Genomic DNA, 23717 nt, shown 5'->3' with positions numbered 1-23717 from the left:
GGGCCTGATTATCGATTGTTTTGTGCGGAGCCCTGATTGCGTTTAGACGCATCCGGAACCAGGCGATAAAACGTTTCGCCCGGCTTAGTCATACTGAGTTCATTGCGTGCGCGTTCCTCAATCGCCTCCTGGCCGCCATTGAGGTCATCAATTTCAGCAAAAAGTTGATCGTTACGCGCTTTAAGTTTGGCGTTTGTAGCCTGCTGTGCCGCGACGTCATCGCTCACCCGGCTGTAGTCGTGCAGTCCGTTTTTGCCGAACCACAGCGAATATTGCAGCCAGACCAGCAAAGCCAGCAACAGCAGCGTTAGTTTACCCATCCTGCCCCCTGAAAAAACGGCATCATCATCCCATAACTTTCCGCTGGACTCTACTGCGGGGTTTTAATTATGCCGTAAGTTAGCCCATCAGCCATAAAAACAGCAGGCCAAAGATGACCACAACGGTGGCGATAGTGATGAGCGTACTATACAGGAGCTTGCCGTTGAAAAGGGAGTGCAGCGCCACGCCCACAACCACCGCAACGGGCATCAGCGCCAGAAAGAAAGGCCAGGTATAGAGGAAGAAAAAGAGGGTGTTACCACCGTAGATCAAAAACGGGATACCCAGCGCCAGTAGCCACGATACGAAGCCGACTATCGCCCCAGGGAAGGACCAGGTCGTCTCGTCGTCGGTCGTTAACGGTTCCGACCCGGTGGTAATCATGTAGTTTTCACTGTTGCGCATAGCTAATCCTGTGACCGTGACTCATCGCTCGGGAAGACAGCTCCCGAACGATACCGTCTCAGGATCTGATAATATCGTCCCGTCTGAGCAGGTCTAATAATTGGCTTACTAAATTTGTTACCAATTGTTGGCCTTCCAGATGAATCTCAGGGGATTCAGGCGCTTCGTAAACCGAGTCAATGCCGGTGAAGTTTCGCAGCTCTCCCGCGCGGGCTTTTTTGTACAGCCCTTTTGGATCGCGCGCTTCGCAGATTGCCAGCGGGGTATCCACAAACACTTCAATAAAGCGATTCTGCCCCACGCGCTCACGCACCATCTGACGTTCGGCGCGGTGCGGTGAGATAAACGCCGTTAGCACCACCAGCCCGGCATCCGCCATCAGGCTGGCGACTTCCCCTACCCGACGAATGTTCTCTTTACGGTCTTCATCGCTGAACCCTAAATCGCTGCACAGGCCGTGACGCACGTTGTCGCCGTCCAGCAGGTAGGTGCTCACCCCCTGCTGATGCAGCGCCTCTTCCAGTGCGCCTGCCACCGTGGATTTACCGGAGCCAGACAGCCCGGTAAACCACAGCACAACCCCACGGTGACCGTGGAGCTGTTCGCGCTGGGCGACGGTGACCGGATGAGGATGCCAGACGACGTTCTCATCATGGGCGGCCATCACTTGCCTCCCAGCAGATCGCGTGCGCCCCAGTGCGGGAAGTGCTTACGCACCAGCGCGTTCAGTTCCAGCTCGAAGGCGCTGAACTCAGACGTCACGCTCGCCTGTGCGTCAGGCTCGCGGACCATGCCGGCACCGACGGTGACGTTGGTCAGGCGGTCAATGAAGATCAGCCCGCCCGTCACCGGATTCTGCTGATACGGATCCAGCACCAGCGGCTCGTCGAAGGTCATATCCACCAGACCGATGCCGTTCAGCGGCAGCTCGCTCACGTCACGGTGGGTCAGGTTGTTGATGTCCACCTGGAACTGAATGCCGTCCACGCGGGCGCGGGTTTTCTTGCCGGCGATTTTAATGTCATAGCTCTGGCCTGCGGTCAGCGGCTGTTCGGCCATCCACACTACATCCACGGATGCGCCCTGCACCGCCGCCAGCGTTTCCTGCGCGTCGACCAGCAGGTCGCCGCGGCTGATATCAATTTCGTCTTTCAGTACCAGGGTTACCGCTTCACCTGCCCCGGCTTCGTCCAGATCGCCATCAAAGGTGACGATACGGGCGATGGTCGATTCCACGCCGGATGGCAGCACCTTGACGCGCTGACCCACCTTCACGGAGCCTGAAGCGAGAGTACCGGAGAAGCCGCGGAAATCGAGGTTCGGACGGTTCACGTACTGCACCGGGAAGCGCATCGGCTGGGTATCGACCACGCGCTGAATTTCAACGGTTTCCAGCACTTCCAGCAGCGTCGGGCCGCTGTACCACGGCATGTTCGCGCTCTGAGAGGCGACGTTATCCCCTTCCAGCGCCGACAGCGGCACAAAGCGAATATCGAGGTTGCCCGGCAGCTGTTCAGCAAAGGTCAGGTAGCTCTGGCGGATCTCGTCGAAACGCGCTTCGCTGTAGCCCACCAGATCCATTTTGTTCACCGCCACCACCAGATGCTTGATCCCCAGCAGCGTAGAGATAAAGCTGTGACGACGAGTCTGATCCAGCACACCTTTACGGGCGTCGATCAGCAGGATCGCCAGGTCACAGGTGGACGCGCCGGTCGCCATGTTACGGGTGTACTGCTCGTGCCCCGGGGTGTCGGCGATAATAAATTTGCGCTTTTCGGTAGAGAAGTAGCGATAGGCGACATCAATGGTAATGCCCTGCTCGCGCTCCGCCTGCAAGCCGTCCACCAGCAGCGCCAGGTCGAGTTTTTCGCCCTGGGTGCCGTGGCGTTTACTGTCGTTGTGCAGGGAAGAGAGCTGATCTTCGTAGATCTGGCGCGTGTCGTGCAGCAGACGACCAATCAGGGTACTTTTCCCGTCATCCACGCTGCCGCAGGTCAGGAAACGCAGCAGGCTTTTGTACTGTTGGGCGTGCAGATAAGCTTCTACGCCGCCTTCATCGGCAATTTGTTGGGCAATAGTCGTATTCATGGCGGCTCCTTAGAAATAACCCTGACGTTTCTTCAGCTCCATGGAGCCTGCCTGGTCGCGGTCAATCACGCGGCCCTGTCGCTCACTGGTGGTCGACACCAGCATCTCCTCGATGATCTCGGGCAGCGTCTGCGCACTGGATTCCACCGCGCCGGTCAACGGCCAGCAGCCGAGAGTACGGAAACGGACCATCTGTTTTTTGATCACTTCGCCCGGCTGTAAATCAATGCGATCGTCGTCGATCATCATCAGCATGCCGTCGCGCTCCAGCACCGGGCGCTCGGCCGCCAGATACAGCGGAACGATCTCAATATTTTCCAGATAGATGTACTGCCAGATATCCAGCTCGGTCCAGTTGGAGAGCGGGAAGACGCGAATGCTTTCGCCCTTGTTGATCTGGCCGTTGTAGTTGTGCCACAGCTCCGGACGCTGGTTTTTCGGGTCCCAGCGGTGGAAGCGGTCGCGGAAAGAGTAGATACGCTCTTTGGCGCGGGATTTCTCTTCGTCACGTCGCGCGCCGCCGAAGGCCGCATCAAAACCGTATTTATTCAGCGCCTGCTTCAGCCCTTCGGTTTTCATGATGTCGGTATGCTTGGCGCTGCCGTGCACGAACGGGTTGATGCCCATCGCCACCCCTTCCGGGTTTTTGTGCACCAGCAGCTCGCAGCCGTAGGCTTTGGCGGTACGGTCACGAAACTCGTACATCTCGCGGAATTTCCAGCCGGTATCCACGTGTAACAGCGGGAACGGCAGCGTACCCGGATAAAACGCTTTACGCGCCAGGTGCAGCATGACGCTGGAATCTTTACCGATGGAGTACATCATCACCGGGTTAGAAAACTCGGCGGCCACTTCGCGGATAATGTGGATACTTTCCGCTTCGAGCTGCCGCAGGTGAGTAAGTCGTTTTTGGTCCATAACCGTTCCTTAAGCCAAATTTATAACAGAAGCGCCAAAGCCTTCTGTGTCGGTTGTGTGTTGGAACCAGGCGAGCGTGCTGTGCAGCTGCACCACTTCTCCCACCACGATCAGGGCGGGCATTGGGGCGTCTTTCGCCAGGGTTGCAAGGTCTTGTAAGGTGCCGATGGCGACATGCTGATCGACGCGTGTCCCGCGGGAGATCACCGCTACCGGCGTCGTCGCATCGCGACCGTGCTGAATAAGCTGTTCGCTGATGTCAGCCGCTTTCATCGTGCCCATATAAATCGCCAGCGTTTGTCGGCTCTGGGCGAGATGCGACCAGTCAAACGGCGTGCTGTCGGCTTTATAGTGCCCGGTCACAAAGGTCACGCTCTGGGCGTAATCGCGATGGGTCAGCGGAATACCGGCGTAGGCCGTGACGGCAGACGCCGCCGTAATGCCGGGAACCACCTGGAACGGGACGCCCGCTTCGGCTGCCGCCTGCAACTCCTCGCCACCACGACCGAAGATAAACGGGTCGCCCCCTTTCAGGCGCACCACGGTCTTGCCCGCTTTCGCGGCGGCAATCAGCATCTGGTTGGTGTCGTGCTGGGGCACGGAGTGCTCGCCGGCACGTTTGCCGACGCAAATTTGCTCCGCGTCACGGCGGATCAGCTCGCGAATACCGTCGGTGACCAGGTGGTCATAGAACACGACATCCGCATCCTGAAGAACCTGGAGGCCACGCAGCGTGAGCAGCCCGGCATCGCCCGGCCCGGCGCCCACCAGAATGATCTCTCCGCCCGTACTGCCGGGGTTATCCAGTTCGTCTTCGAGAATTTGTTGCGCCGCCGTCTCGTTACCGGCCTGCATCAGGCTGGCAAAGCGGCCGCGAAACACACGCTCCCAGAAGCGACGGCGTTCCGTCACGCTGGTCAGACGCGTTTTCAAATGGTTGCGCCAGTAGCTGGCCTTCTCCGCCATGCGTCCGAGGCTGGTCGGCAGCAGCGCTTCGATTTTTTCTCTCAGCACGCGCGCCAGCACCGGGGCGGTGCCGCCGGAGGAGATCGCCACCAGCAGCGGCGAGCGGTCGACAATCGACGGGAAGATAAATGAACATAACGGCTGGTCGTCTACCACGTTCACCAGACGGTGACGGGCCTGAGCTGCGTCGGAAATGCGGCGGTTGAGCGCCCGATCTTCGGTTGCCGCAATCACCAGCACCACGCTGTCGATCTGAGACTCTTCAAAATCCGCCTCTGCAACGATCTGCACCTGCGCCCCGGCGCGTTGCAGGAAGGCGATTTTGCGATCGGCAATTTCACCCGTCCCGACAACCAGTACCGGTCGGTCTTTTAAGGCAGCAAAAAGGGGGAGATAGTCCACAGGCAACAACTCACTAACAACCACGAATAAAGGGACTATAGGGGGCGGCTTAGATCGAATGAAATTACGAATTGGAATGAGTAGTTACTCAATGGAATAACGCCGTGGAAAAGCAAATATCAAAAAGTGCTTAACACGCGAAATTTCGGGCATTTAGGAGCAATTCAAATTGTGTCTACCCGATCACAGTTTCATACTATGCGGGTTAAAATTTTGCTCTGTTTTTAAGGACTCACTATGTTTTCCGCAATGCGCCACCGATTCGTTGCCCTGGCGCTCGGCGTTTGCTTTATCCTTCCGGCTCAGGCAAAAAATCAATCTTACGGTGAAATAGCCAGTATGCAGGCGCGGCATATTGCGACGGTCTTTCCGGGCCGTATGACCGGAACCCCAGCCGAGATGCTCTCGGCAGACTATATCCGTCAGCAATTTGCGGATATGGGCTATGAGAGCGACATTCGCGCTTTCCATAGCCGCTACATCTATACCACACGCAATAAAACGCAGAACTGGCATAACGTAACCGGCAGCACGGTCATTGCGGCGCACGAAGGAAAGGCGGCTGAGCAGATTATTATTATGGCGCACCTTGATACCTACACGCCGTTGAGCGACGCCGATGTCGATAATAACCTCGGCGGGCTGACGCTTCAGGGGCTGGATGACAATGCGGCGGGTCTGGGCGTGATGCTTGAGCTGGCCGAACGCCTGAAGAATATTCCGACGAAATACAGCATTCGCTTTGTTGCGACCAGCGGCGAAGAAGAAGGAAAACTCGGCGCTGAGAATCTCCTTAAGCGCATGAGCGCTGAGGAGAAGAAGAATACGTTGCTGGTGATTAACCTCGATAATCTGATCGTGGGGGATAAGCTCTATTTTAATAGCGGACAGAGCACGCCGAGCAGCGTACGTAAACTCACCCGCGACCGCGCGCTGGCGCTTGCCCGCACGCATGGCGTCTATGCCGCGACAAATCCGGGCGGTAACCCGCAGTATCCTAAAGGCACAGGCTGCTGTAATGACGGTGAAGTGTTTGATAAGGCGGGCATTCCGGTGCTTTACGTCGAGGCGACGAACTGGGCGCTGGGCAAAAAAGATGGCTATCAGCAGCGCAGCAAATCGAAAGCCTTTCCGGACGGCACCAGCTGGCATGATGTGCGGCTGGATAATCAGCAGCACATTGATAAAGCGCTGCCGCAGCGGATTGAGCACCGCAGCCGGGATGTCGTGAAGGTGATGCTGCCGCTGGTGAAGGAGCTGGCGAAAGCGGGGAAAGCCTGAGGCAATTAAGCCCGGCGGCGCTGCGCTTACCGGGCCTACAACGGCACGAAACGTAGGCCCGGTAAGGCGTAGCCGCCACCGGGCGAAACGACATTACCCTTCGTGCAGCCCGCACTCGCGCTTCAGCCCAAAGAATCGCGTCTCTTCTTCCGCCATTCCCGGTTCCCATTTACGCGTGGTGTGGGTGTCGCCTACCGACAGGTAGCCTTGATCCCACAGCGGATGGTACTTCAGCCCGTGCTTTTGCAGATACTGGTACACCGTGCGGTTATCCCAGTCGATGATCGGCAGCACTTTGAACACGCCGCGCTGCACCGCCAGCACCGGCAGCGTTGCCCGGCTCCCGGACTGCTCGCGGCGCAGGCCCGCGAACCAGGTCTGAGCGTTCAGCTCTTTCAGCGCCCGGTTCATCGGCTCGACCTTGTTGATCTCATTGTATTTCTCAATGCCCTCAACGCCCTGTTCCCACAGCTTGCCGTAGCGCGCCTCCTGCCAGGCCGCGCTTTCCGTCGCGCGGTAAACTTTGAGGTTCAGCTTGAGCTTGTCCGTCAGCTCGTCAATAAACTGGTAGGTCTCCGGGAACAGATAGCCGGTATCGGTGAGGATCACCGGAATGTCCGGGCGGAGCCGATTCACCAGGTGCAGGCTGACCGCCGCCTGGATGCCAAAGCTTGACGACAGCACATAGTCACCCGGCAGGTTTTCCAGCGCCCACGCCACGCGCCCTTCGGCGTCGAGTTTTTCCAGCTGGGCGTTGGTTTCTGCCAGGGCCAGAATGCGTTCGACTTTTGGCAGGTCATTAAGGGCGTTTAGATCGAGTACGGACATAAGAACCTCGTTTGCCTGTTTTGCCGGGCGGCACTGCGTTTGCCCGGCCTACAAAACCCGTAGGCCCGGTAAGCGAAGCGCCACCGGGCAAAGGATGCGTTACTCCCAGAAATCCCTGGCGGGATCGAGCACCGGGCGAATGATGCCCGCACGCACCGTAAAGTCGCCGAAGCCTTCACCCGCTTCGCGCTCTTTCGCCCAGCGCCCGACAAGCTCGTCGATGGAATCAAGAATTTCCGGTTCCGTAATATTTTCACGGTACATACGCGGAATGCGCGTCCCCATACGGTTGCCGCCAAGGTGCACGTTGTAACGACCCGGCGCTTTGCCCACCAGACCCAGCTCGGCCAGCATCGCGCGACCGCAGCCGTTCGGGCAGCCGGTGACGCGCATAACAATATGCTCGTCCGGAATACCGTGTTTTTCCAGAATCGCTTCCACTTTATCAGTGAAGGACGGCAGGAAACGTTCCGCTTCGGCCATCGCCAGCGGGCAGGTCGGGAACGACACGCAGGCCATCGAGTTTTCACGCTGCGGTTTAACCGCATTCATCAACCCATGATCGCGCGCCAGCTTCTCGATCTTCGCCTTCTGGCTTTCCGGCACGCCGGCAATAATCAGGTTCTGGTTGGCGGTAATGCGGAACTCGCCTTTATGGATCTTAGCAATTTCCAGCAGACCGGTTTTCAGCGGGCGGCCCGGATAATCCAGAATACGACCGTTTTCAATAAACAGCGTCAGGTGCCATTTATTATCGATACCTTTCACCCAGCCAATGCGATCGCCGCGACCGGTGAATTCGTAAGGGCGGATCGGCTCAAACTTGATCCCCGCGCGACGCTCCACTTCTTCTTTGAACGTCTCGACGCCTACACGCTCCAGGGTGTATTTGGTTTTCGCGTTTTTACGGTCGGTACGGTTGCCCCAGTCGCGCTGGGTAGTAACCACCGCCTCAGCCACGGCCAGCGTGTGCTCCAGCGGCAGGAAGCCGAACTCGCTCGCGGTGCGGGCGTAGGTTTTCTTGTTCCCATGCTCGATGGACAAACCGCCGCCCACCAGCAGGTTAAAGCCGACCAGCTTGCCATTTTCGGCAATCGCCACGAAGTTCATGTCGTTGGCGTGCAGGTCGATATCGTTCTGCGGCGGGATAACCACCGTGGTCTTGAATTTGCGCGGCAGGTAGGTCTGACCGAGGATCGGCTCTTCGTCCGTGGTCGCGACTTTCTCCTGATCGAGCCAGATCTCCGCATAGGCACGCGTGCGTGGCAGCAGGTGCTCGGAGATCTTCTTCGCCCACTCGTACGCTTCGGCGTGCAGCTCGGACTCATACGGGTTCGAGGTGCAAAGCACGTTACGGTTCATGTCGTTGGCGGTCGCCAGCGCGTCCAGCCCCACGGAGTGCAGCATCTGGTGCACCGGCTTGACGTTTTTCTTCAGAATGCCGTGGAACTGGAAGGTCTGACGGTTAGTCAGACGGATGCTGCCGTAAATCGTGTTTTCACCGGCAAACTTGTCGATCGCCTGCCACTGTTTGGTGGTGATGATGCCACCCGGCAGGCGGCAGCGCAGCAGCATCGCATGACGCGGCTCCAGCTTCTGTTCGGCACGTTCGGCGCGGATATCGCGGTCGTCCTGCTGGTACATACCGTGGAAACGGATCAGCAGGAAGTTGTCGCCTTTGAAACCGCCGGTCAGGCCGTCATTTAAATCTTCGGCAATGGTACCGCGCAGGTAGTTGCTCTCTACCTTCATGCGCTCGGCATCAGACAGTTTGCCTTCGACCACCAGTGGGCCAGGATGTTTTTCGCTCATTAGTAGACATCTCGCTGATAACGGCGCTCTACGCGCAGCTCACTTAAAAATTCATCCGCCGTTTCGGCATCCATACCGCCGAATTCGGCAATCACTTCCAGCAGTGCCTGCTCAACGTCTTTCGCCATGCGATTGGCGTCGCCGCAGACATAAATGTGGGCGCCGTCATTGATCCAGCGCCACAGCTCTGCGCCCTGTTCGCGCAGTTTGTCTTGTACGTATACTTTTTCTTTCTGATCGCGGGACCAGGCCAGATCGATGCGGGTCAGCACGCCCTCTTTGACGTAGCGCTGCCATTCAACCTGGTAGAGGAAATCTTCAGTAAAATGCGGGTTGCCGAAGAACAGCCAGTTTTTACCCGGCGCCTCGTCCGCTGCACGCTGCTGCATAAAGGCGCGGAACGGTGCGATGCCGGTGCCCGGGCCAATCATGATCACCGGCGTTTCCGGGTTCGCCGGCAGGCGGAAGTTGTCGTTGTGTTCGATAAAGACGCGCACCTCGCCCTCTTCTTCCACGCGGTCGGCCAGGAAGCCCGACGCCCCGCCCGCCCGCGCGCGGCCTTCGATGTCGTAACGCACCACGCCAACGGTGATGTGGACTTCGTTTTCCACTTCCGCCTGTGAAGAGGCGATGGAGTAAAGACGCGGCGTCAGCGGACGCAGCAGGCCGATCAGCGCGTCGGCATCCAGCTGTGCCGGGGAGAAACGCACCATATCGACAATCGGCGTCGTCGCGGCGTAATGCTGTAACTTCACTTTGTCCCCCACCAGCGGCAGAAGGGACTCGCTGCGCGTTAAGGTGGCGTAGTTTTCAACGATATTGGCGGTGTTCACCGTCAGCTCGAAATGCCACTGAAGCGCCTCAGAGAGCGGTAAGGTTTTACCTTCCACCTGGACCGGCTCCGTGCCTTTCAGCCACAGCAGCTCGACCAGCTCTTTCACCAGCGCCGGATCGTTCTGATACCAGACGCCCAGCGCATCGCCAGGCTGATAACGCAGGCCGGAGTCACCGAGATCGATTTCGATATGGCGCACGTCTTTTTCCGAATCACGGCCCGTGATTTTCTGGTTTACCGACAGGCTCGCCGTCAGCGGCGCCTCTTTCGTGTAAGGGCTGGTGTGGATTTCGTTGACGGTGCCCGCTGCGGTAACGGCGGCCTGCGCTGGCGTCTCTTTCGGGACGCGGGCCTTCAGCACCTCAACGATGCGCGTCCGCCATTCGGCGGCGGCGGCCTGGTATTCGACATCAGCGTCTACGCGATCCAGCAGGCGCTCTGCACCCAGCTCCGCCAGCTTGCTGTCGAAGTCTTTACCGGACTGGCAGAAAAATTCATAGGACGTATCACCGAGGCCGAAGACGGCAAAGGCGGTGCCCTCCAGCCTGGGCGCTTTTTTCGAGAACAGGAACTTATGCAGCGCGACGGCTTCTTCCGCAGGCTCACCTTCCCCCTGCGTTGACGCCACCACCACCAGCAGTTTTTCTGACGCGATCTGTTTGAATTTATAATCCCCGGCGTTGACCAGGTTGACGTTCAACTTCGCGGCGAGCAGGTCATCACGCAGCGCTTCGGCCACACGACGGGCATTACCCGTTTGCGAAGCGGAGATAAGCGTGATGGCAGGAATTTCAACGGCCGTTGGCGGGACGCCAGCCACAGCACCCGGCTGCTGATTGAGCATTCCCCAGAAATAGCCGGAGACCCAGGCGAGCTGGGTGGGTGAAAAATCGGAAGTCGCGGCCTGTAGGCGCGCCAGTTGCTCCGGGTTAAGGGGAAGCAAATTTGAAGGTGGGGCCTGTGTTGTCATGCGTCGTTATGTTCCAGTAGCAAAGCGGACTTTAAGCGAATAAATCCAAACTGAAGATAAGGTTAACGGCGGGGATAATAACAATTAAAGAAGGGATGGAAATAATAAATAACCAAATGGACTAACCTGTTTTAGTTATCGTTCTTAACGATAAAAGCGATTAAATAACTATTTGAAATAAAACAATAAAGGCCGATAAACACCATGAATACGAGGCGGTGACCATTCAGAGCCGTTTTAGTTAATGATAAAAATTGTGCTTTCCGGTACTATGCGGCGGTTTTTTCCGCATTCCTGAGAGCTATGATGTCCACCACACTGTTTAAAGATTTCACCTTCGAAGCCGCACACCACCTTCCACACGTTCCTGCCGGGCACAAATGTGGCCGCCTGCATGGACACTCGTTTATGGTGCGTCTTGAAATCACCGGTGAAGTCGATCCCCATACGGGCTGGATCATGGACTTTGCCGAACTGAAGGCTGCGTTTAAGCCGACCTACGATCGTCTCGATCACTACTATCTGAATGATATTCCGGGCCTTGAAAACCCGACCAGCGAAGTGCTGGCGAAATGGATTTGGGATCAGATGAAACCGCTGGTCCCGCTGCTGAGCGCAGTGATGATCAAAGAGACCTGCACGGCAGGCTGCGTCTACCGCGGGGAGTGAATCTCCTCCGTTGCGGCCTCACGAGGCACGAGCGGCGTAAACTCGTAGAGCACCAGCGCATTACTCTCCAGTGATTCACTCAGTTGCCAGCCGTCATAAAGGCGTTCATCGCGTACGGAAAGCGTTGGACGCGCTTTATGCGCTATCCAGCGCCACATCTCTTCATCAGGGCCGCTTTCGCTGCCAACCCCTTCAAGTAACGGATAGAGCGCGCCGTTGTGCTGATCAAACAGATGACATTTAATTCGCCATTTACCGCGCATTCCCTTCAGGTGTAAATGATACTGCTGGCGAAAACGCTGGATGAATGCTTCTTCACTGGAAAGGAGCGGATTAAAAACCACCACATTACGCAGCAACAGCTGATAACCATTGCGATGGCGCGTAAGCAGGACACGCTTATCATTGACCAGCACCTCGCCCCGCAGACGTTGCCAGAGCCAGAGTACCCAATAAACCGGACGCGGCAGACCATGGTTATACTGTAGCGCCAGGCTTGAGGTATCGATGGTGTTGTTCGCACGAGCTTCTCCCTGAAGGCCCGAATTGAGCCAGAATCCCGCCAGCCAGACCTGCTCCGAAAGCCCGAGCAGGTTCTGCATCAGCAGCGCCCCACGAAAAAACCAGCCGTTTGTCGCCCGCGTGTTGCCGGTGAGGGTATTCCAGGAGAGAAGCCAGACGGGAAGCGAACATTTACGCAGGCGAAGGGCGGCGAGGATCTGGCGGACCTTCAGTATCGGATAATTTTCCGTTGGGGAGAGAGGGGTTGCCTCCAGCTGCGCGGGATCGAGAAGCTCATTGGCATCGGCCGAACAGGCAAGAAAATCGGCCTGCATCAGGATGGCTGAACTGAACAGGGTATCGTCGCTTACGCCCGCGCTGACGGGGGCAAATCGGTGCCATAAACCAAACTTTGCCTGCGGAAGATAAGTTCGTATTGCCTTTTGCTGGGCCAGCCAGACCTGCTCCCGGGTCTCCTCACTCGCCTGTGTTGACCAGTGCATGACGAAGTGCCAGCCCGCGGTGATCTCTGGCGAAAAATGATTAACCGACTGTTGTAAAAAACGGGTAAGAAGATCGCGACGGGTCGTTACGCCGGTGTGCAGTAGCACCGTCCAATGCTTTTTTGCCAGCCAGGTGAAGAGCTGATGCAGATTGTACCAGCAGGCGTAGCCCGCCATCTGGGGGTCATCCCACCCGGTGGCAAACAGACGACTGCTGAGAAAAGGTTCGGCGATATCAATCCCCTCAATGGGAATGGCCTCATTTATCGCCTCCAGATTTTGTCGAACGTCCTCACGCAGCAAATCGTCGAGCTCACGCAGGGTAATGACCACCCGCATACGGCGCAGCGAGGCAGAAAGAGGATTAAGCTGCTCAAGATCCAGGCTCTGCTCCTGCTGCGGATGAACGATGAGCGGCGAGGCTCCCCAACCGCGCGCCACCGGTTCATTGAGCAGGCTAAACAGCTTGTCCACGGCGACCGGATAGCGCTGCTCACGCCTGTCCGTCCGAATACGTGCCGCCTCCGGGTGCTGGCGCCGGGCCTTACGAAACTCACCCGGAGACATATTGTGAACACGCCTGAACCGATCGCTCATCATACGCGTGCTGGCGAAACCCTGCTCAAGCGCAATCTGATGCAGCGGTCGGTTCGTCAGCCGGAGAGCGTCGGCCGCCTTTTCCAGCCGCAGGTGGGTGATGTACTGCATGAAACTGATCCCCACCTCCTTGCGAAAGAGACGAGAGAGCCAGGCTTCAGAGACATATTCACTCGCGGCGATTTCCGCAAGCGTAATACGGCGGGAATAACTGGCATTGATCCGCTCTATCACCCGGGCGATGCGTTTGCTGTGCGCTGAGGAAAGTTCCCGGGACAGCATACGAGCGGGCTGTTGAAAGCGGCTGGTCAGCAACAGCAATATCTCGCTCAGCCAGCGGTACGCCTCCAGCCGGTAGCGGTGCGGGTCGTTGATGAGGGTGACCACAAGAAGCTGGCGCAGCAGATCGCGAAGCGCATCGCATTGGGGCCAGACGCCTCCGGCTTCTGCCGGTACAGCATAATCATGGGCAAAAAAATCATTGCAGAGCTGGACGACCCAGCGCCCGGAAAGGGTTACGCGCAGGGTGACATTTGCCGTTTCGCTCGTGAACTGCCAGCGCCGATGACGGTTGATGATAGCAAGGGTATTGGCCTCCAGGATGTCATGTCCCACTTCGGTGTTCAGCTCTGCCCGCCCTTCCAGCACCCAGAGCAACGTTAGCGTATCGCCTTCATCCTCCACGCAGTGGCGAATGTCCTGAATCTCTATCCAAAACTCATCTCCCCATTGCGCCATCTTACCCCTCACCAAAGACAAAAAATGACCTGATCTTTTTTGTCATAACTGAATTGTATGAAAAACAATCAAAATAAAGCCGTCGCTTTACAACAAAAAAATGCATTTTCAGGCGGGACGATCGTCATAGACTCGAAATTATCATCGTTTGGCAGAAAAAGGATAACAAAAATGACACATCCAATTATCGAAGCTCTGCGTGGCAACGAAGCCCGGTTCACTGAATTACGTCACTATTTTCATCAGCATCCTGAAATTGGTTTTGAGGAGCACAACACGAGCGATCGCGTTGCAGCTCTGCTTCAGGAATGGGGATATGAGGTTCATCGCGGCCTGGCGAAAACCGGTGTGGTCGGCACACTGAAGGTGGGTAACGGGCATAAACGCCTGGGCCTGCGCGCCGATATGGATGCGCTGCCAATGCAGGAAAACAACGGCAAGGCGTGGAGCAGTACCGTTGAGGGTAAATTCCACGGCTGCGGTCATGACGGCCACACCACAACGCTCCTGTATGCAGCGGAGTACCTGGCACGCACCCGTAATTTTAACGGCACGCTGCACCTTATTTTTCAGCCCGCGGAAGAACTTCTGTATGGCGGACGCGTTATGGTAGAGGACGGTTTGTTTGACCTGTTCCCCTGCGACCACATCTTTGGTCTGCACAATATGCCGTCACAGCCCCTCGGAAAAATTGGTCTGCGCGATGGCGCCATGATGGCCTCTTCCGACACCCTTCATATTGAGGTTAACGGCGTGGGTGGTCACGGCGCGGTGCCAGAACATACCGTTGACGCCACCCTGGTTGCCTGTCATATCACTATCGCGTTGCAGTCCATTGTTTCGCGCAACATTACCCCCTTCCAGCCAGCCGTCGTTACCGTAGGCAGCATTCAGGCCGGGCACGCCCCTAACATTATCAACGACAAAGTGTTGATGAAACTTACCGTACGCACGCTGGATGAACGCGTGCGGCAAACCGTGCTACAGCGTATCCATGATATCGCCGTTGCACAGGCGGAAAGTTTCAATGCGACGGCCACCATTCGACACATTAACGGCAGCCCGGTGCTGAAAAACAATCCGCAAGCCAACGAGATGGTGCGCAGCGTCGCCACCGATCTGTTCGGTCAGGATGCCGTCGCGGAGGTCAATGCGTTTATGGGCAGCGAGGACTTTGCTTTCATGCTCGAGAAAAATCCCAATGGATGCTATTTCACGCTTGGCGCCGGGGATGAGCCTGACCGCTGCATGGTACATAACCCGGGCTACGACTTTAACGACAACATTCTCCTCACCGGCGCGGCGCTGTGGGCCGCACTGACCGAACACTATCTGCGCTGATTCGCACCTTCCCGGGAGGGCTGCACTATGAGTACCGTTTCCCTGACAGGCGCATCCGCCTACGCCGGTAACGATCGGCTGCTGGCGGGTATCGTCATGAGCGTTCTGACATTCTGGCTGTTTGCCCAGTCGGTTATCAACGTGGTTCCGGCCATGCAGAATAGCCTCGATATTGCCCTCGAAACCCTTACGCTGGCCGTCAGCCTGAGCGCGTTGTTCAGCGGCTGTTTTGTCGTCGCCTGCGGTGGGTTTGCCGATAAGTTTGGGCGCATGCGCCTGACCATGATTGGCCTGATCCTGAGCATGATCGGGAGTGGTCTGCTGTTCATTTCATGGGAGCCCGTCCTGTTTCTGTTGGGACGAGCGATACAGGGGCTATCAGCGGCCTGCATTATGCCCGCCACGCTGGCGCTGATTAAAACCTGGTATGAAGGTAAAGCACGCCAGCGCGCAATCAGTTTCTGGGTTATCGGTTCATGGGGCGGGAGTGGCCTGAGCTCGTTTGTGGGAGGCGCCATCGCCACCACGCTGGGCTGGCGCTGGATTTTTATTCTGTCGATGGTGGTGGCTCTGGTCGCGCTATTGCTTATCCGCGCCACGCCGGAAAGCCGCAGCCCTGATGCGTGTCGACACAAACTGGATATCAGCGGCCTGGTGAGTTTTGTCCTTATGCTGGTGCTGTTCAATCTGTTTATCAGCAAAGGACACAGCTGGGGCTGGAGCAGCAGTTTATCGCTTCTTGTACTGTGTGGAGCCGTGATTGCACTGATGTGCTTTATCGTTACCGGGCGGCGGAAAGGCGATGCGGCGCTGATCGATTTCGCCCTGTTTAAAAACCGGGCCTATAGCGCCTCGGTATTCTCAAATTTCCTGCTCAACGGCTGCATTGGCACCATGATGATCGCCAGCATCTGGTTGCAGCAAGGCCATCATCTGTCACCGCTACAGACAGGCATGATGACGCTGGGGTATCTGGTTACCGTACTGGCGATGATCCGGGTGGGTGAAAAACTGCTTCAGCGCTATGGCGCCAGGCTGCCGATGATGACCGGCCCGCTGCTGACCGCAACAGGTATTTCGCTGATTTCATGCACCTTCTTAAGCAAAGAGGTCTACATTGTTACCGTTTTTCTGAGCAATATTTTATTCGGGCTGGGGCTCGGATGTTACGCCACGCCCTCAACGGACACGGCGGTAATGAATGCCCCTGAAAACAAAGTGGGGGTGGCTTCTGGGATCTATAAGATGGGCAGTTCCCTGGGCGGCGCAATGGGTATCGCGGTCACCGCATCGCTGTACGCGCTATGGCTGCCGATGGGAACGGCCAGTGCCGCGCAGTATGCCTTGCTTTTCAACAGTGCGATTTGCCTTGGGTCGGCAGTCGTGACCTGGGCTTTACTGCCAACAACAAAAGCCCCGCGTTAAGCGGGGCCACAAAAGTATCAGGCAATGTTCAGATATTTGTGCGTCTGCATCGACAGCCGCCAGTTGCGGGCGATACAGGTTTCAATGCACAGACGGGTCGCATCGTCTTTCTGGCTGATAGGCTGTAGCGCGATCACGCGCTGCTTTTCGTCCGTCAGCGTCGCCAGCAGTTCATCCAGCGCTTCGATGTCACGCACGCGCCCCACCGGATGTTTGATCTCATCAGCACGCTCAAGCGCCTGCGACAGTACGTCATACCCGCCGCGCATATTCACTTTTGGTGAAACCGTAACCCACGTTGAATGGGAGCAGCGCACTTCATGGGTGCCGCTGGTTTCGATCTGACAGCTATAGCCGTTCTTCTCGAGCAGTTCGGTGAGCGGCATCAGATCGTGAATGCAGGGTTCCCCGCCGGTGATCACCACATGCCGCGCCGTCCAGCCCTGACGACTAATAATGGCAAGCAGATCTTCCGCGCTGCCCGCGCCCCATTTATCGCTCTCTTTGGTTTTCGCCAGAATGCTGAACAGCGACACTTCCCGATCTGCGAGCTTATCCCACGTATGTTTGGTATCACACCAGGCGCAGCCAACCGGGCATCCCTGTAAACGAATAAAGATAGCGGGAACGCCGGTAAAGTAACCCTCGCCTTGCAGGGTCTGGAACATCTCGTTAATCGGGTACTGCATAGTCAACTCTGTTAAGGGGATAAACGATAAGTATCGCAGATCCCCGTCAGATGATCATGCTCCATCGGTGCTTTGCGCGCCAATTGCCGCCATAAACCGTTCCGTAATTTGCTGTGGTCGGGTGATCGCCCCGCCGACGACAACCGTGTGCGCCCCCAGCGTCAGACACCTGGCCGCGCGTTCAGGCGTATCCACGTTACCTTCAGCAATCACGGGGATCGTGACGGCAGACAGCACCTCTTTCAAAAACGCGCAGTCATTTTCCGGTAGCGAATGGCCCGCAGTCTCCGCCGTATAACCGTAAAGGGTGGTTCCGACGCAATCAAACCCCAGCGCCTGCGCGGTCACGGCCTCCTGCACGGTGGCAATATCCGCCATCAGCAGCAGCGAAGGGTAACGGGTGCGGATCTGCGCGATCAGCATGTCCAGCGATCCGCCACCGGGCCGTTTCCGGGCGGTCGCATCCAGCGCAACGATCTCCGGGCCGACCGCCATCAACTCATCCACTTCTTTGAGCGTTGCGGTGATGAACACCTCGCTGTCCGGATAGTCTCGTTTGATGATGCCGATTACCGGCAGTGAGACCAGCCCTTTGATAGCCTCAATATCCACCACGCTATTGGCGCGGATCGCAGCGGCACCGCCCTGGGCCGCCGCCAGCGCCATTCGCGACATAATAAACGGGCTGTGCAGCGGTTCGTTTTCCAGCGCCTGGCAGGAGACGACCAGTTTTCCTTTCAGGTTATCCAGTACAGTTTTCATTACGATAAGATCTCTTCTACTTCGTTTTTGATAATGGTGACGTGCGGTCCATAGATGACCTGGACACCGTTGCCGCGGACGATTACGCCGCGGGCGCCGGTCGCTTTCAGTGCAGATTCATTGACTTTGCTACCGTCTTTCACCGTGACGCGAAGGCGCGTGGCGCAGCAGTCAACGTCATCCAGATTGTCTTTTCCTCCCAGCCCGGCGATCACCGCCGCGGCGCGCTCGCTTTGCGGCAGGGTAGCCTCGTCAGCCAACGCCTCCTTTTCACGGCCCGGCGTGGCAAAATCAAAACGTTTGATCAGATAGCGGAAGGTACAGTAGTAAAGGAAGAACCACGGTACGCCCACCAGCGGGACGAACATCCAGTTAGTTTTCGCTTCCCCCTGCAAAATGCCGAACAGCACGAAATCAATAAACCCGCCGGAGAATGTTTGTCCGATGGTGATGTGCAGCATGTGCGCGAGCATGAACGCCAGCCCGTCAAACAGCGCATGAATGACGTACAGCACCGGGGCAATAAACAGGAATGAGAACTCTATGGGCTCGGTAATTCCCGTCAGGAATGAGGTTAACGCCGCAGAGAGCAGCAGCCCGGCAACCCGCTTTTTGTTCTCCGGCCTGGCCGTGTGGTACATCGCAAGGCAGGCGCCGAGCAGACCAAACATCATGGTAATAAAGCGCCCGGACATGAAGCGCGACGTGCCCTCATAGAAATGCTGCGTGTTCGGGTCGGCGAGCTGGGCGAAGAAGATCCGCTGCGTGCCCTCAACCAGGTGACCGTTAACAATTTCACTGCCGCCAAGCGCGGTGGTCCAGAACGGAAGATAGAAGATGTGGTGCAAACCAAACGGGCCAAGCATGCGCAGGATGAAGCCGTACAGCAACGTCCCCAGATAGCCGGTGGCATCCACCAGCCCGCCGAGGCCAAAGATCAGCTTCTGAAAATTCGGCCAGACCACGGTCATCAGCGCGCCGACGAGTATCGCCGCCAGTGAGCTGATAATGGGAACGAAGCGTGAGCCGCCAAAAAAGCCCAGGAATTGCGGAAGCGCGATTTTATTAAACCGATGATGCAGTGCGCAGGTCACCAGCCCAATAACTACCCCGCCAAACACGCCCGTTTCAAGCGTCTGAATACCCAGCGTCATGCCCTGCCCTACGGCGCCCGGGTTCTCATGCGCCAGTTTTCCGGTCAGGATCAGCAGCGCATTGATAGTGGCATTCATCACCAGATAAGCGAGTAACGCCGCCAGCCCTGCCGTGCCTTTATCATTTTTTGCCAGCCCAACGGCGACCCCAACAGCAAACAGTACCGACAGGTTTGCAAACACAATCGAGCCTGCGCTGCTCATGATGGTAAAGATGGCCTGTAGCCAGCCAACGTCTAAAAATGGATACGCGGTAAGCGTATTCGGATTCGATAGCGCCCCGCCGATCCCCAGCAACAGACCTGCTGCGGGCAGTATGGCGATGGGTAACATAAAGGATTTGCCGAAGCGCTGCGCTTTTTCAAACCATCCGCCGGAAGACGCTCCGCTGAACATTTGCATCATTTTTTTATCCCCCCTGGTTATTGATGAAAATTTTTACCATATATATTTTTAATTGTGAAAATTACCACCAAAAACCAGGGCACCGATCATACTTTTTCGAAATGACTGGCATCTCTCCCCCGCTTTCCGCCACACTAGTTGGCAGAGAAACGCATTAAGGATCTAGCATGTCGGACCATGAAAACCTGCTGCTGAAGCTACGCCAGGAGGCTTCCGGGTACAGCCCAACGCAACAAAAACTGGGGGAGTTTGTCCTCAACGATCCTGCCAGGGTGCTCTACCTGACGATCACCGAGCTGGCGCGTGAAAGCGGCACCAGCGAGGCCAGCGTCACACGCCTTTGCCGCACGCTGGGCTGTAAGGGATATAACGAATTTAAAATGGCGCTTGCGCTGGATATTCAGCAGGGTTTGCCGGAGCGTCAGGCAGGAGATGCAATAGATAACGTGGTGGATGAGTCTGTCCAGGCGCTGCAAGATACCGCAAAACTCCTCGACCGGGCCCAGCTTGAACAGGCGACACTGGCCCTGCATCAGGCGCAGTCAGTGCAAATTTACGGAGTGGCGGCCAGCGCGATTCTGGGGGAGTATTTGCATTACAAGCTGCTGCGACTCGGCAAACCTGCACAGCTGTTTAGCGATATGCATCGCGCCGCCATGAATGCGACGACGCTCTCGAAAGAGACGCTGGTGGTGGCCATCTCAAGTTCCGGCTCTACACGGGATCTGCTTCACGTGGTGAAACTCGCCCGCAAGAGGGGCGTTAAGGTACTGGCACTCAGCAATACGCCTCGCAGCCCGCTGGCCTCCCTGAGCGATTTACAGCTGGTTGCAGCCAAACCCGAGGGACCGCTGAGCGCGGGTGCGCTCAACGCCAAGGTTGGTGTGATGCTACTGGTTGAACTGCTAACCACTTCCCTTATTGCAGTAGACAGCCATTACGGTGACGTTAGCCAGCAAACGGCAAGCGCCACGTTGCCGCTTCTGCTATAGAAAACAAAAAACCCGCCGAAGCGGGTTTTTTCATAAGAACGAAGGTTCAGGCTTATGCCTGGCCTTTGATCTCTTTACGACCGTTGTAAGGTGCTTTTTCGCCCAGCGCTTCTTCGATACGAATCAGCTGGTTGTATTTAGCAACACGGTCAGAACGGCTCATAGAACCGGTTTTGATCTGGCCAGCAGCGGTACCAACAGCCAGGTCAGCGATGGTAGCGTCTTCAGTTTCGCCAGAACGGTGAGAGATAACCGCGGTGTAGCCAGCGTCTTTCGCCATTTTGATCGCAGCCAGCGTTTCGGTCAGAGAACCGATCTGGTTGAATTTGATCAGGATGGAGTTAACGATGCCTTTCTCGATGCCTTCTTTCAGGATCTTGGTGTTGGTTACGAACAGATCGTCACCAACCAGCTGGATTTTGTCGCCCAGTACTTTGGTCTGGTATGCGAAACCATCCCAGTCAGACTCGTCCAGACCGTCTTCGATAGAAACGATTGGGTACTGTTTGGTCAGGTCTTCCAGGAAGTGGGTGAACTCTTCAGAGGTGAACGCTTTGTTGCCTTCGCCGGCCAGAACGTATTTACCGTCTTTGTAGAATTCAGATGCTGCGCAGTCCATCGCCAGGGTGATGTCTTTGCCCAGCTCGTAGCCTGCTGCTTTAACTGCTTCAGCGATAACAGCCAGTGCTTCTGCGTTAGAACCCAGGTTTGGCGCGTAGCCGCCTTCGTCACCAACAGCCGTGTTCATGCCTTTAGCTTTCAGAACTTTAGCCAGGTTGTGGAACACTTCAGAACCCATACGTACCGCTTCTTTCAGGGTTTTCGCGCCAACTGGCTGAATCATGAATTCCTGAATATCAACGTTGTTGTCTGCGTGCTCACCACCGTTGATGATGTTCATCATTGGTACAGGCATGGAGTATTTGCCTGGGGTGCCGTTCAGTTCAGCGATGTGCTCGAACAGTGGCATGCCTTTAGCTGCCGCTGCCGCTTTGGCGTTCGCCAGGGAAACGGCCAGGATTGCGTTCGCACCGAAGTTAGATTTGTTTTCAGTACCGTCCAGATCGATCATGATCTTGTCGATGCCAGCCTGATCTTTAGCATCTTTGCCAACGATAGCCTGAGCAATAGGACCGTTAACAGCGCCAACCGCTTTCAGTACGCCTTTGCCCATGAAACGGGATTTGTCGCCATCACGCAGTTCCAGCGCTTCGCGGGAACCTGTAGAAGCACCTGATGGAGCCGCTGCCATACCGACGAAACCACCTTCCAGATGAACTTCAGCTTCAACGGTCGGGTTACCACGGGAGTCGATGATTTCACGACCGATGACTTTAACGATTTTGGACATTAGATTTTCCTCAGTACAAGTTAAACTAAAACTCCAGACAAACAACGCGTACCAAAGGTACGCGTTGCCGTTCTAACTTTTTTTACTTCGCCTGACGCTTCTGGTACTCGCTGGCGGCTTTCACGAAGCCTGCAAACAGCGGATGCCCGTCACGCGGCGTAGAAGTAAATTCCGGGTGGAATTGGCAGGCCACGAACCACGGATGGTTAGGCACTTCGATGATCTCGACTAACTGATCATCCCCGGAACGGCCCGCAACACGCAGACCCGCAGCTTCAATTTGTTTCAACAACATGTTGTTGACTTCATAGCGGTGACGATGGCGCTCGGTGATGACCGGCTCGCCGTACAGCTTGCGTACCACGCTATCGTCGGACAGCTGGCAGGCCTGTGCGCCAAGACGCATGGTGCCACCCAGATCGCTCTTCTCGGTACGGACTTCGACGTTACCGTCTTCGTCGCGCCATTCCGTAATCAGCGCCACAACAGGGTACTTACAGTCTGGCACAAATTCCGTAGAGTTCGCGTTTTCCATTCCCGCTACGTTGCGCGCAAATTCAATCAGCGCAACCTGCATACCCAGGCAGATACCGAGGTATGGAATATTGTTTTCACGCGCATAGCGTGCAGTGGCGATCTTGCCTTCAACACCACGGTAGCCGAAGCCGCCAGGGATGAGGATAGCATCCAGATCTTTAAGAATTTCAACGCCGCGCGTCTCCACATCCTGTGAATCAATCAGCTTGATGTTCACAGAGACGCGATTCTTCAGACCACCGTGTTTCAGCGCTTCGATAACTGACTTATAGGCATCTGGCAGTTCGATGTACTTGCCGACCATACCGATAGTCACTTCGCCGCCCGGATTGGCTTCTTCGTAAATCACCTGCTCCCATTCAGACAGGTTAGCTTCCGGACAGTTCAAGCTGAATCGTTTACAAATATAATCGTCCAGACCCTGTGATTTCAACAGGCCCGGGATTTTATAAATGGAATCGACATCTTTCATTGAAATAACGGCTTTTTCAGGCACGTTACAGAACAATGCAATTTTCGCGCGTTCGTTTGCCGGAATCGCGCGATCGGAACGGCAAACCAGGATGTCAGGCTGAATACCGATGGAGAGCAGCTCTTTAACAGAGTGCTGAGTCGGTTTGGTTTTCACTTCACCTGCCGCCGCCATGTAAGGCACCAGCGTCAGGTGCATGAACAGCGCGTGCTCACGACCAATATCTACCGCCAGCTGACGAATCGCTTCGAGGAACGGCAGGGATTCGATATCCCCTACGGTACCGCCGATTTCAACCAGCACAACGTCATGCCCTTCGCCACCGGCAAGGACACGCTCTTTAATGGCGTTAGTGATGTGTGGGATGACCTGCACGGTCGCGCCCAGGTAGTCACCACGGCGCTCTTTACGCAGAACGTCAGAGTAGATACGGCCAGTCGTAAAGTTGTTACGACGGGTCATTTTGGTACGGATGAAACGCTCGTAGTGGCCAAGATCCAGATCGGTTTCAGCGCCGTCTTCAGTAACGAACACTTCCCCGTGTTGGGTTGGGCTCATGGTGCCAGGATCGACGTTGATGTACGGATCCAGTTTCATCATGGTCACATTGAGGCCACGGGCTTCAAGAATGGCTGCGAGGGAGGCTGCGGCAATGCCTTTACCCAGAGAGGATACGACCCCGCCGGTCACAAAAATATAGTTCGTTGTCATGCTGAACCTGAGAAGTTAGGGTGAAACGATGGAATAACCAGGAC

The 23717-nt window shown here is 56.3% G+C and carries 20 protein-coding genes; 5 read left to right on the top strand and 15 right to left on the bottom strand.

Annotated elements, in window-relative coordinates; all coding sequences use genetic code 11:
- Positions 1–8 precede the first annotated feature (8 nt).
- The 6 genes from ftsB to cysG all read right to left on the bottom strand — a co-directional run bounded on the left by ftsB (position 9) and on the right by cysG (position 5100).
- Positions 9–320: a cell division protein FtsB gene (gene ftsB / locus ACOTWU_RS06595; RefSeq protein ID WP_003862095.1), complete on the bottom strand. Its 312-nt coding sequence runs from the start codon at positions 318–320 to the stop codon at positions 9–11.
- A 79-nt stretch (positions 321–399) separates the two neighbouring features.
- Positions 400–726: a DUF3561 family protein gene (locus ACOTWU_RS06590; RefSeq protein ID WP_006811767.1), complete on the bottom strand. Its 327-nt coding sequence runs from the start codon at positions 724–726 to the stop codon at positions 400–402.
- 58 nt (positions 727–784) lie between these two features.
- On the bottom strand, positions 785–1390 hold the full coding sequence (gene cysC, locus ACOTWU_RS06585) for an adenylyl-sulfate kinase (protein ID WP_015571713.1): 606 nt from the start codon (positions 1388–1390) through the stop codon (positions 785–787).
- Positions 1390–2814, bottom strand: coding sequence for a sulfate adenylyltransferase subunit CysN (gene cysN / locus ACOTWU_RS06580; RefSeq protein WP_058689535.1), 1425 nt, complete (start codon positions 2812–2814; stop codon positions 1390–1392). The genes cysC and cysN overlap by 1 nt, the downstream gene beginning before the upstream one ends.
- Before the next feature lie 9 nt (positions 2815–2823).
- Positions 2824–3732: a sulfate adenylyltransferase subunit CysD gene (gene cysD / locus ACOTWU_RS06575; protein ID WP_006811770.1), complete on the bottom strand. Its 909-nt coding sequence runs from the start codon at positions 3730–3732 to the stop codon at positions 2824–2826.
- Positions 3733–3741: 9 nt separating this feature from the next.
- The gene (cysG, locus tag ACOTWU_RS06570) at positions 3742–5100 is read right to left on the bottom strand and encodes a siroheme synthase CysG (RefSeq protein WP_023304331.1); all 1359 of its coding nucleotides are present in this window, start codon (positions 5098–5100) and stop codon (positions 3742–3744) included.
- Positions 5101–5337: 237 nt separating this feature from the next.
- Here cysG and ACOTWU_RS06565 point away from each other — a divergent pair, with 237 nt between their 5' ends.
- Positions 5338–6381, top strand: coding sequence for an aminopeptidase (locus ACOTWU_RS06565; RefSeq protein WP_015571715.1), 1044 nt, complete (start codon positions 5338–5340; stop codon positions 6379–6381).
- A 93-nt stretch (positions 6382–6474) separates the two neighbouring features.
- Here the strand turns inward: ACOTWU_RS06565 and cysH are convergent, their stop codons facing one another.
- The 3 genes from cysH to cysJ form a co-directional block, all read right to left on the bottom strand.
- Positions 6475–7209, bottom strand: a complete 735-nt coding sequence (gene cysH / locus ACOTWU_RS06560; protein WP_015571716.1) for a phosphoadenosine phosphosulfate reductase — start codon at positions 7207–7209, stop codon at positions 6475–6477.
- A 99-nt stretch (positions 7210–7308) separates the two neighbouring features.
- Entirely contained in the window at positions 7309–9021 is a 1713-nt protein-coding gene (gene cysI, locus ACOTWU_RS06555; protein WP_015571717.1) for an assimilatory sulfite reductase (NADPH) hemoprotein subunit, read from the bottom strand.
- On the bottom strand, positions 9021–10826 hold the full coding sequence (gene cysJ / locus ACOTWU_RS06550) for an NADPH-dependent assimilatory sulfite reductase flavoprotein subunit (RefSeq protein ID WP_032619140.1): 1806 nt from the start codon (positions 10824–10826) through the stop codon (positions 9021–9023). Before cysJ ends, cysI begins: the two co-directional genes overlap by 1 nt.
- A 303-nt stretch (positions 10827–11129) precedes the next feature.
- On the opposite strand from cysJ, the gene queD reads away from it, so the two are divergent.
- Positions 11130–11495 (top strand): 6-carboxytetrahydropterin synthase QueD, encoded by a 366-nt coding sequence (gene queD / locus ACOTWU_RS06545; protein ID WP_006811776.1) that lies wholly within the window; start codon positions 11130–11132, stop codon positions 11493–11495.
- On the opposite strand, the gene ACOTWU_RS06540 is transcribed toward queD, so the two are convergent.
- On the bottom strand, positions 11480–13834 hold the full coding sequence (locus ACOTWU_RS06540) for a helix-turn-helix domain-containing protein (RefSeq protein ID WP_252049357.1): 2355 nt from the start codon (positions 13832–13834) through the stop codon (positions 11480–11482). The two genes, queD and ACOTWU_RS06540, sit on opposite strands and share 16 nt — an antisense overlap.
- 171 nt (positions 13835–14005) lie before the next feature.
- On the opposite strand from ACOTWU_RS06540, the gene ACOTWU_RS06535 reads away from it, so the two are divergent.
- Positions 14006–15175: a M20 aminoacylase family protein gene (locus ACOTWU_RS06535; protein ID WP_015571720.1), complete on the top strand. Its 1170-nt coding sequence runs from the start codon at positions 14006–14008 to the stop codon at positions 15173–15175.
- A 27-nt stretch (positions 15176–15202) separates the two neighbouring features.
- On the top strand, positions 15203–16600 hold the full coding sequence (locus tag ACOTWU_RS06530; RefSeq protein WP_017382823.1) for an MFS transporter: 1398 nt from the start codon (positions 15203–15205) through the stop codon (positions 16598–16600).
- 17 nt (positions 16601–16617) lie between these two features.
- Here ACOTWU_RS06530 and queE read toward each other — a convergent pair whose 3' ends face one another.
- From queE to ACOTWU_RS06515, 3 genes are read right to left on the bottom strand one after another with little or no spacing between them, the layout of a single operon-like run.
- Positions 16618–17289, bottom strand: coding sequence for a 7-carboxy-7-deazaguanine synthase QueE (queE, locus tag ACOTWU_RS06525; RefSeq protein WP_015571722.1), 672 nt, complete (start codon positions 17287–17289; stop codon positions 16618–16620).
- Positions 17290–17343: 54 nt separating this feature from the next.
- Positions 17344–18051 carry an N-acetylmannosamine-6-phosphate 2-epimerase gene (locus ACOTWU_RS06520; RefSeq protein ID WP_015571723.1) on the bottom strand — a complete coding sequence of 236 codons (708 nt, stop codon included), beginning with the start codon at positions 18049–18051 and terminating at the stop codon, positions 17344–17346.
- The gene (locus tag ACOTWU_RS06515; protein ID WP_015571724.1) at positions 18051–19610 is read right to left on the bottom strand and encodes a maltose/glucose-specific PTS transporter subunit IIC; all 1560 of its coding nucleotides are present in this window, start codon (positions 19608–19610) and stop codon (positions 18051–18053) included. The genes ACOTWU_RS06520 and ACOTWU_RS06515 overlap by 1 nt, the downstream gene beginning before the upstream one ends.
- Before the next feature lie 167 nt (positions 19611–19777).
- On the opposite strand from ACOTWU_RS06515, the gene ACOTWU_RS06510 reads away from it, so the two are divergent.
- Positions 19778–20602: a MurR/RpiR family transcriptional regulator gene (locus tag ACOTWU_RS06510; RefSeq protein WP_015571725.1), complete on the top strand. Its 825-nt coding sequence runs from the start codon at positions 19778–19780 to the stop codon at positions 20600–20602.
- A gap of 52 nt (positions 20603–20654) precedes the next feature.
- On the opposite strand, the gene eno is transcribed toward ACOTWU_RS06510, so the two are convergent.
- Positions 20655–21953 (bottom strand): phosphopyruvate hydratase, encoded by a 1299-nt coding sequence (gene eno / locus ACOTWU_RS06505; protein WP_006811784.1) that lies wholly within the window; start codon positions 21951–21953, stop codon positions 20655–20657.
- Between the two features lie 82 nt (positions 21954–22035).
- On the bottom strand, positions 22036–23673 hold the full coding sequence (gene pyrG / locus ACOTWU_RS06500) for a glutamine hydrolyzing CTP synthase (protein ID WP_003862718.1): 1638 nt from the start codon (positions 23671–23673) through the stop codon (positions 22036–22038).
- Positions 23674–23717 lie beyond the last annotated feature (44 nt).

This window comes from Enterobacter cloacae complex sp. GYL001 (assembly GCF_049237125.1).
GTDB lineage: Bacteria > Pseudomonadota > Gammaproteobacteria > Enterobacterales > Enterobacteriaceae > Enterobacter > Enterobacter hormaechei_C.
This window is presented reverse-complemented; position numbering and strand designations above follow the sequence as displayed.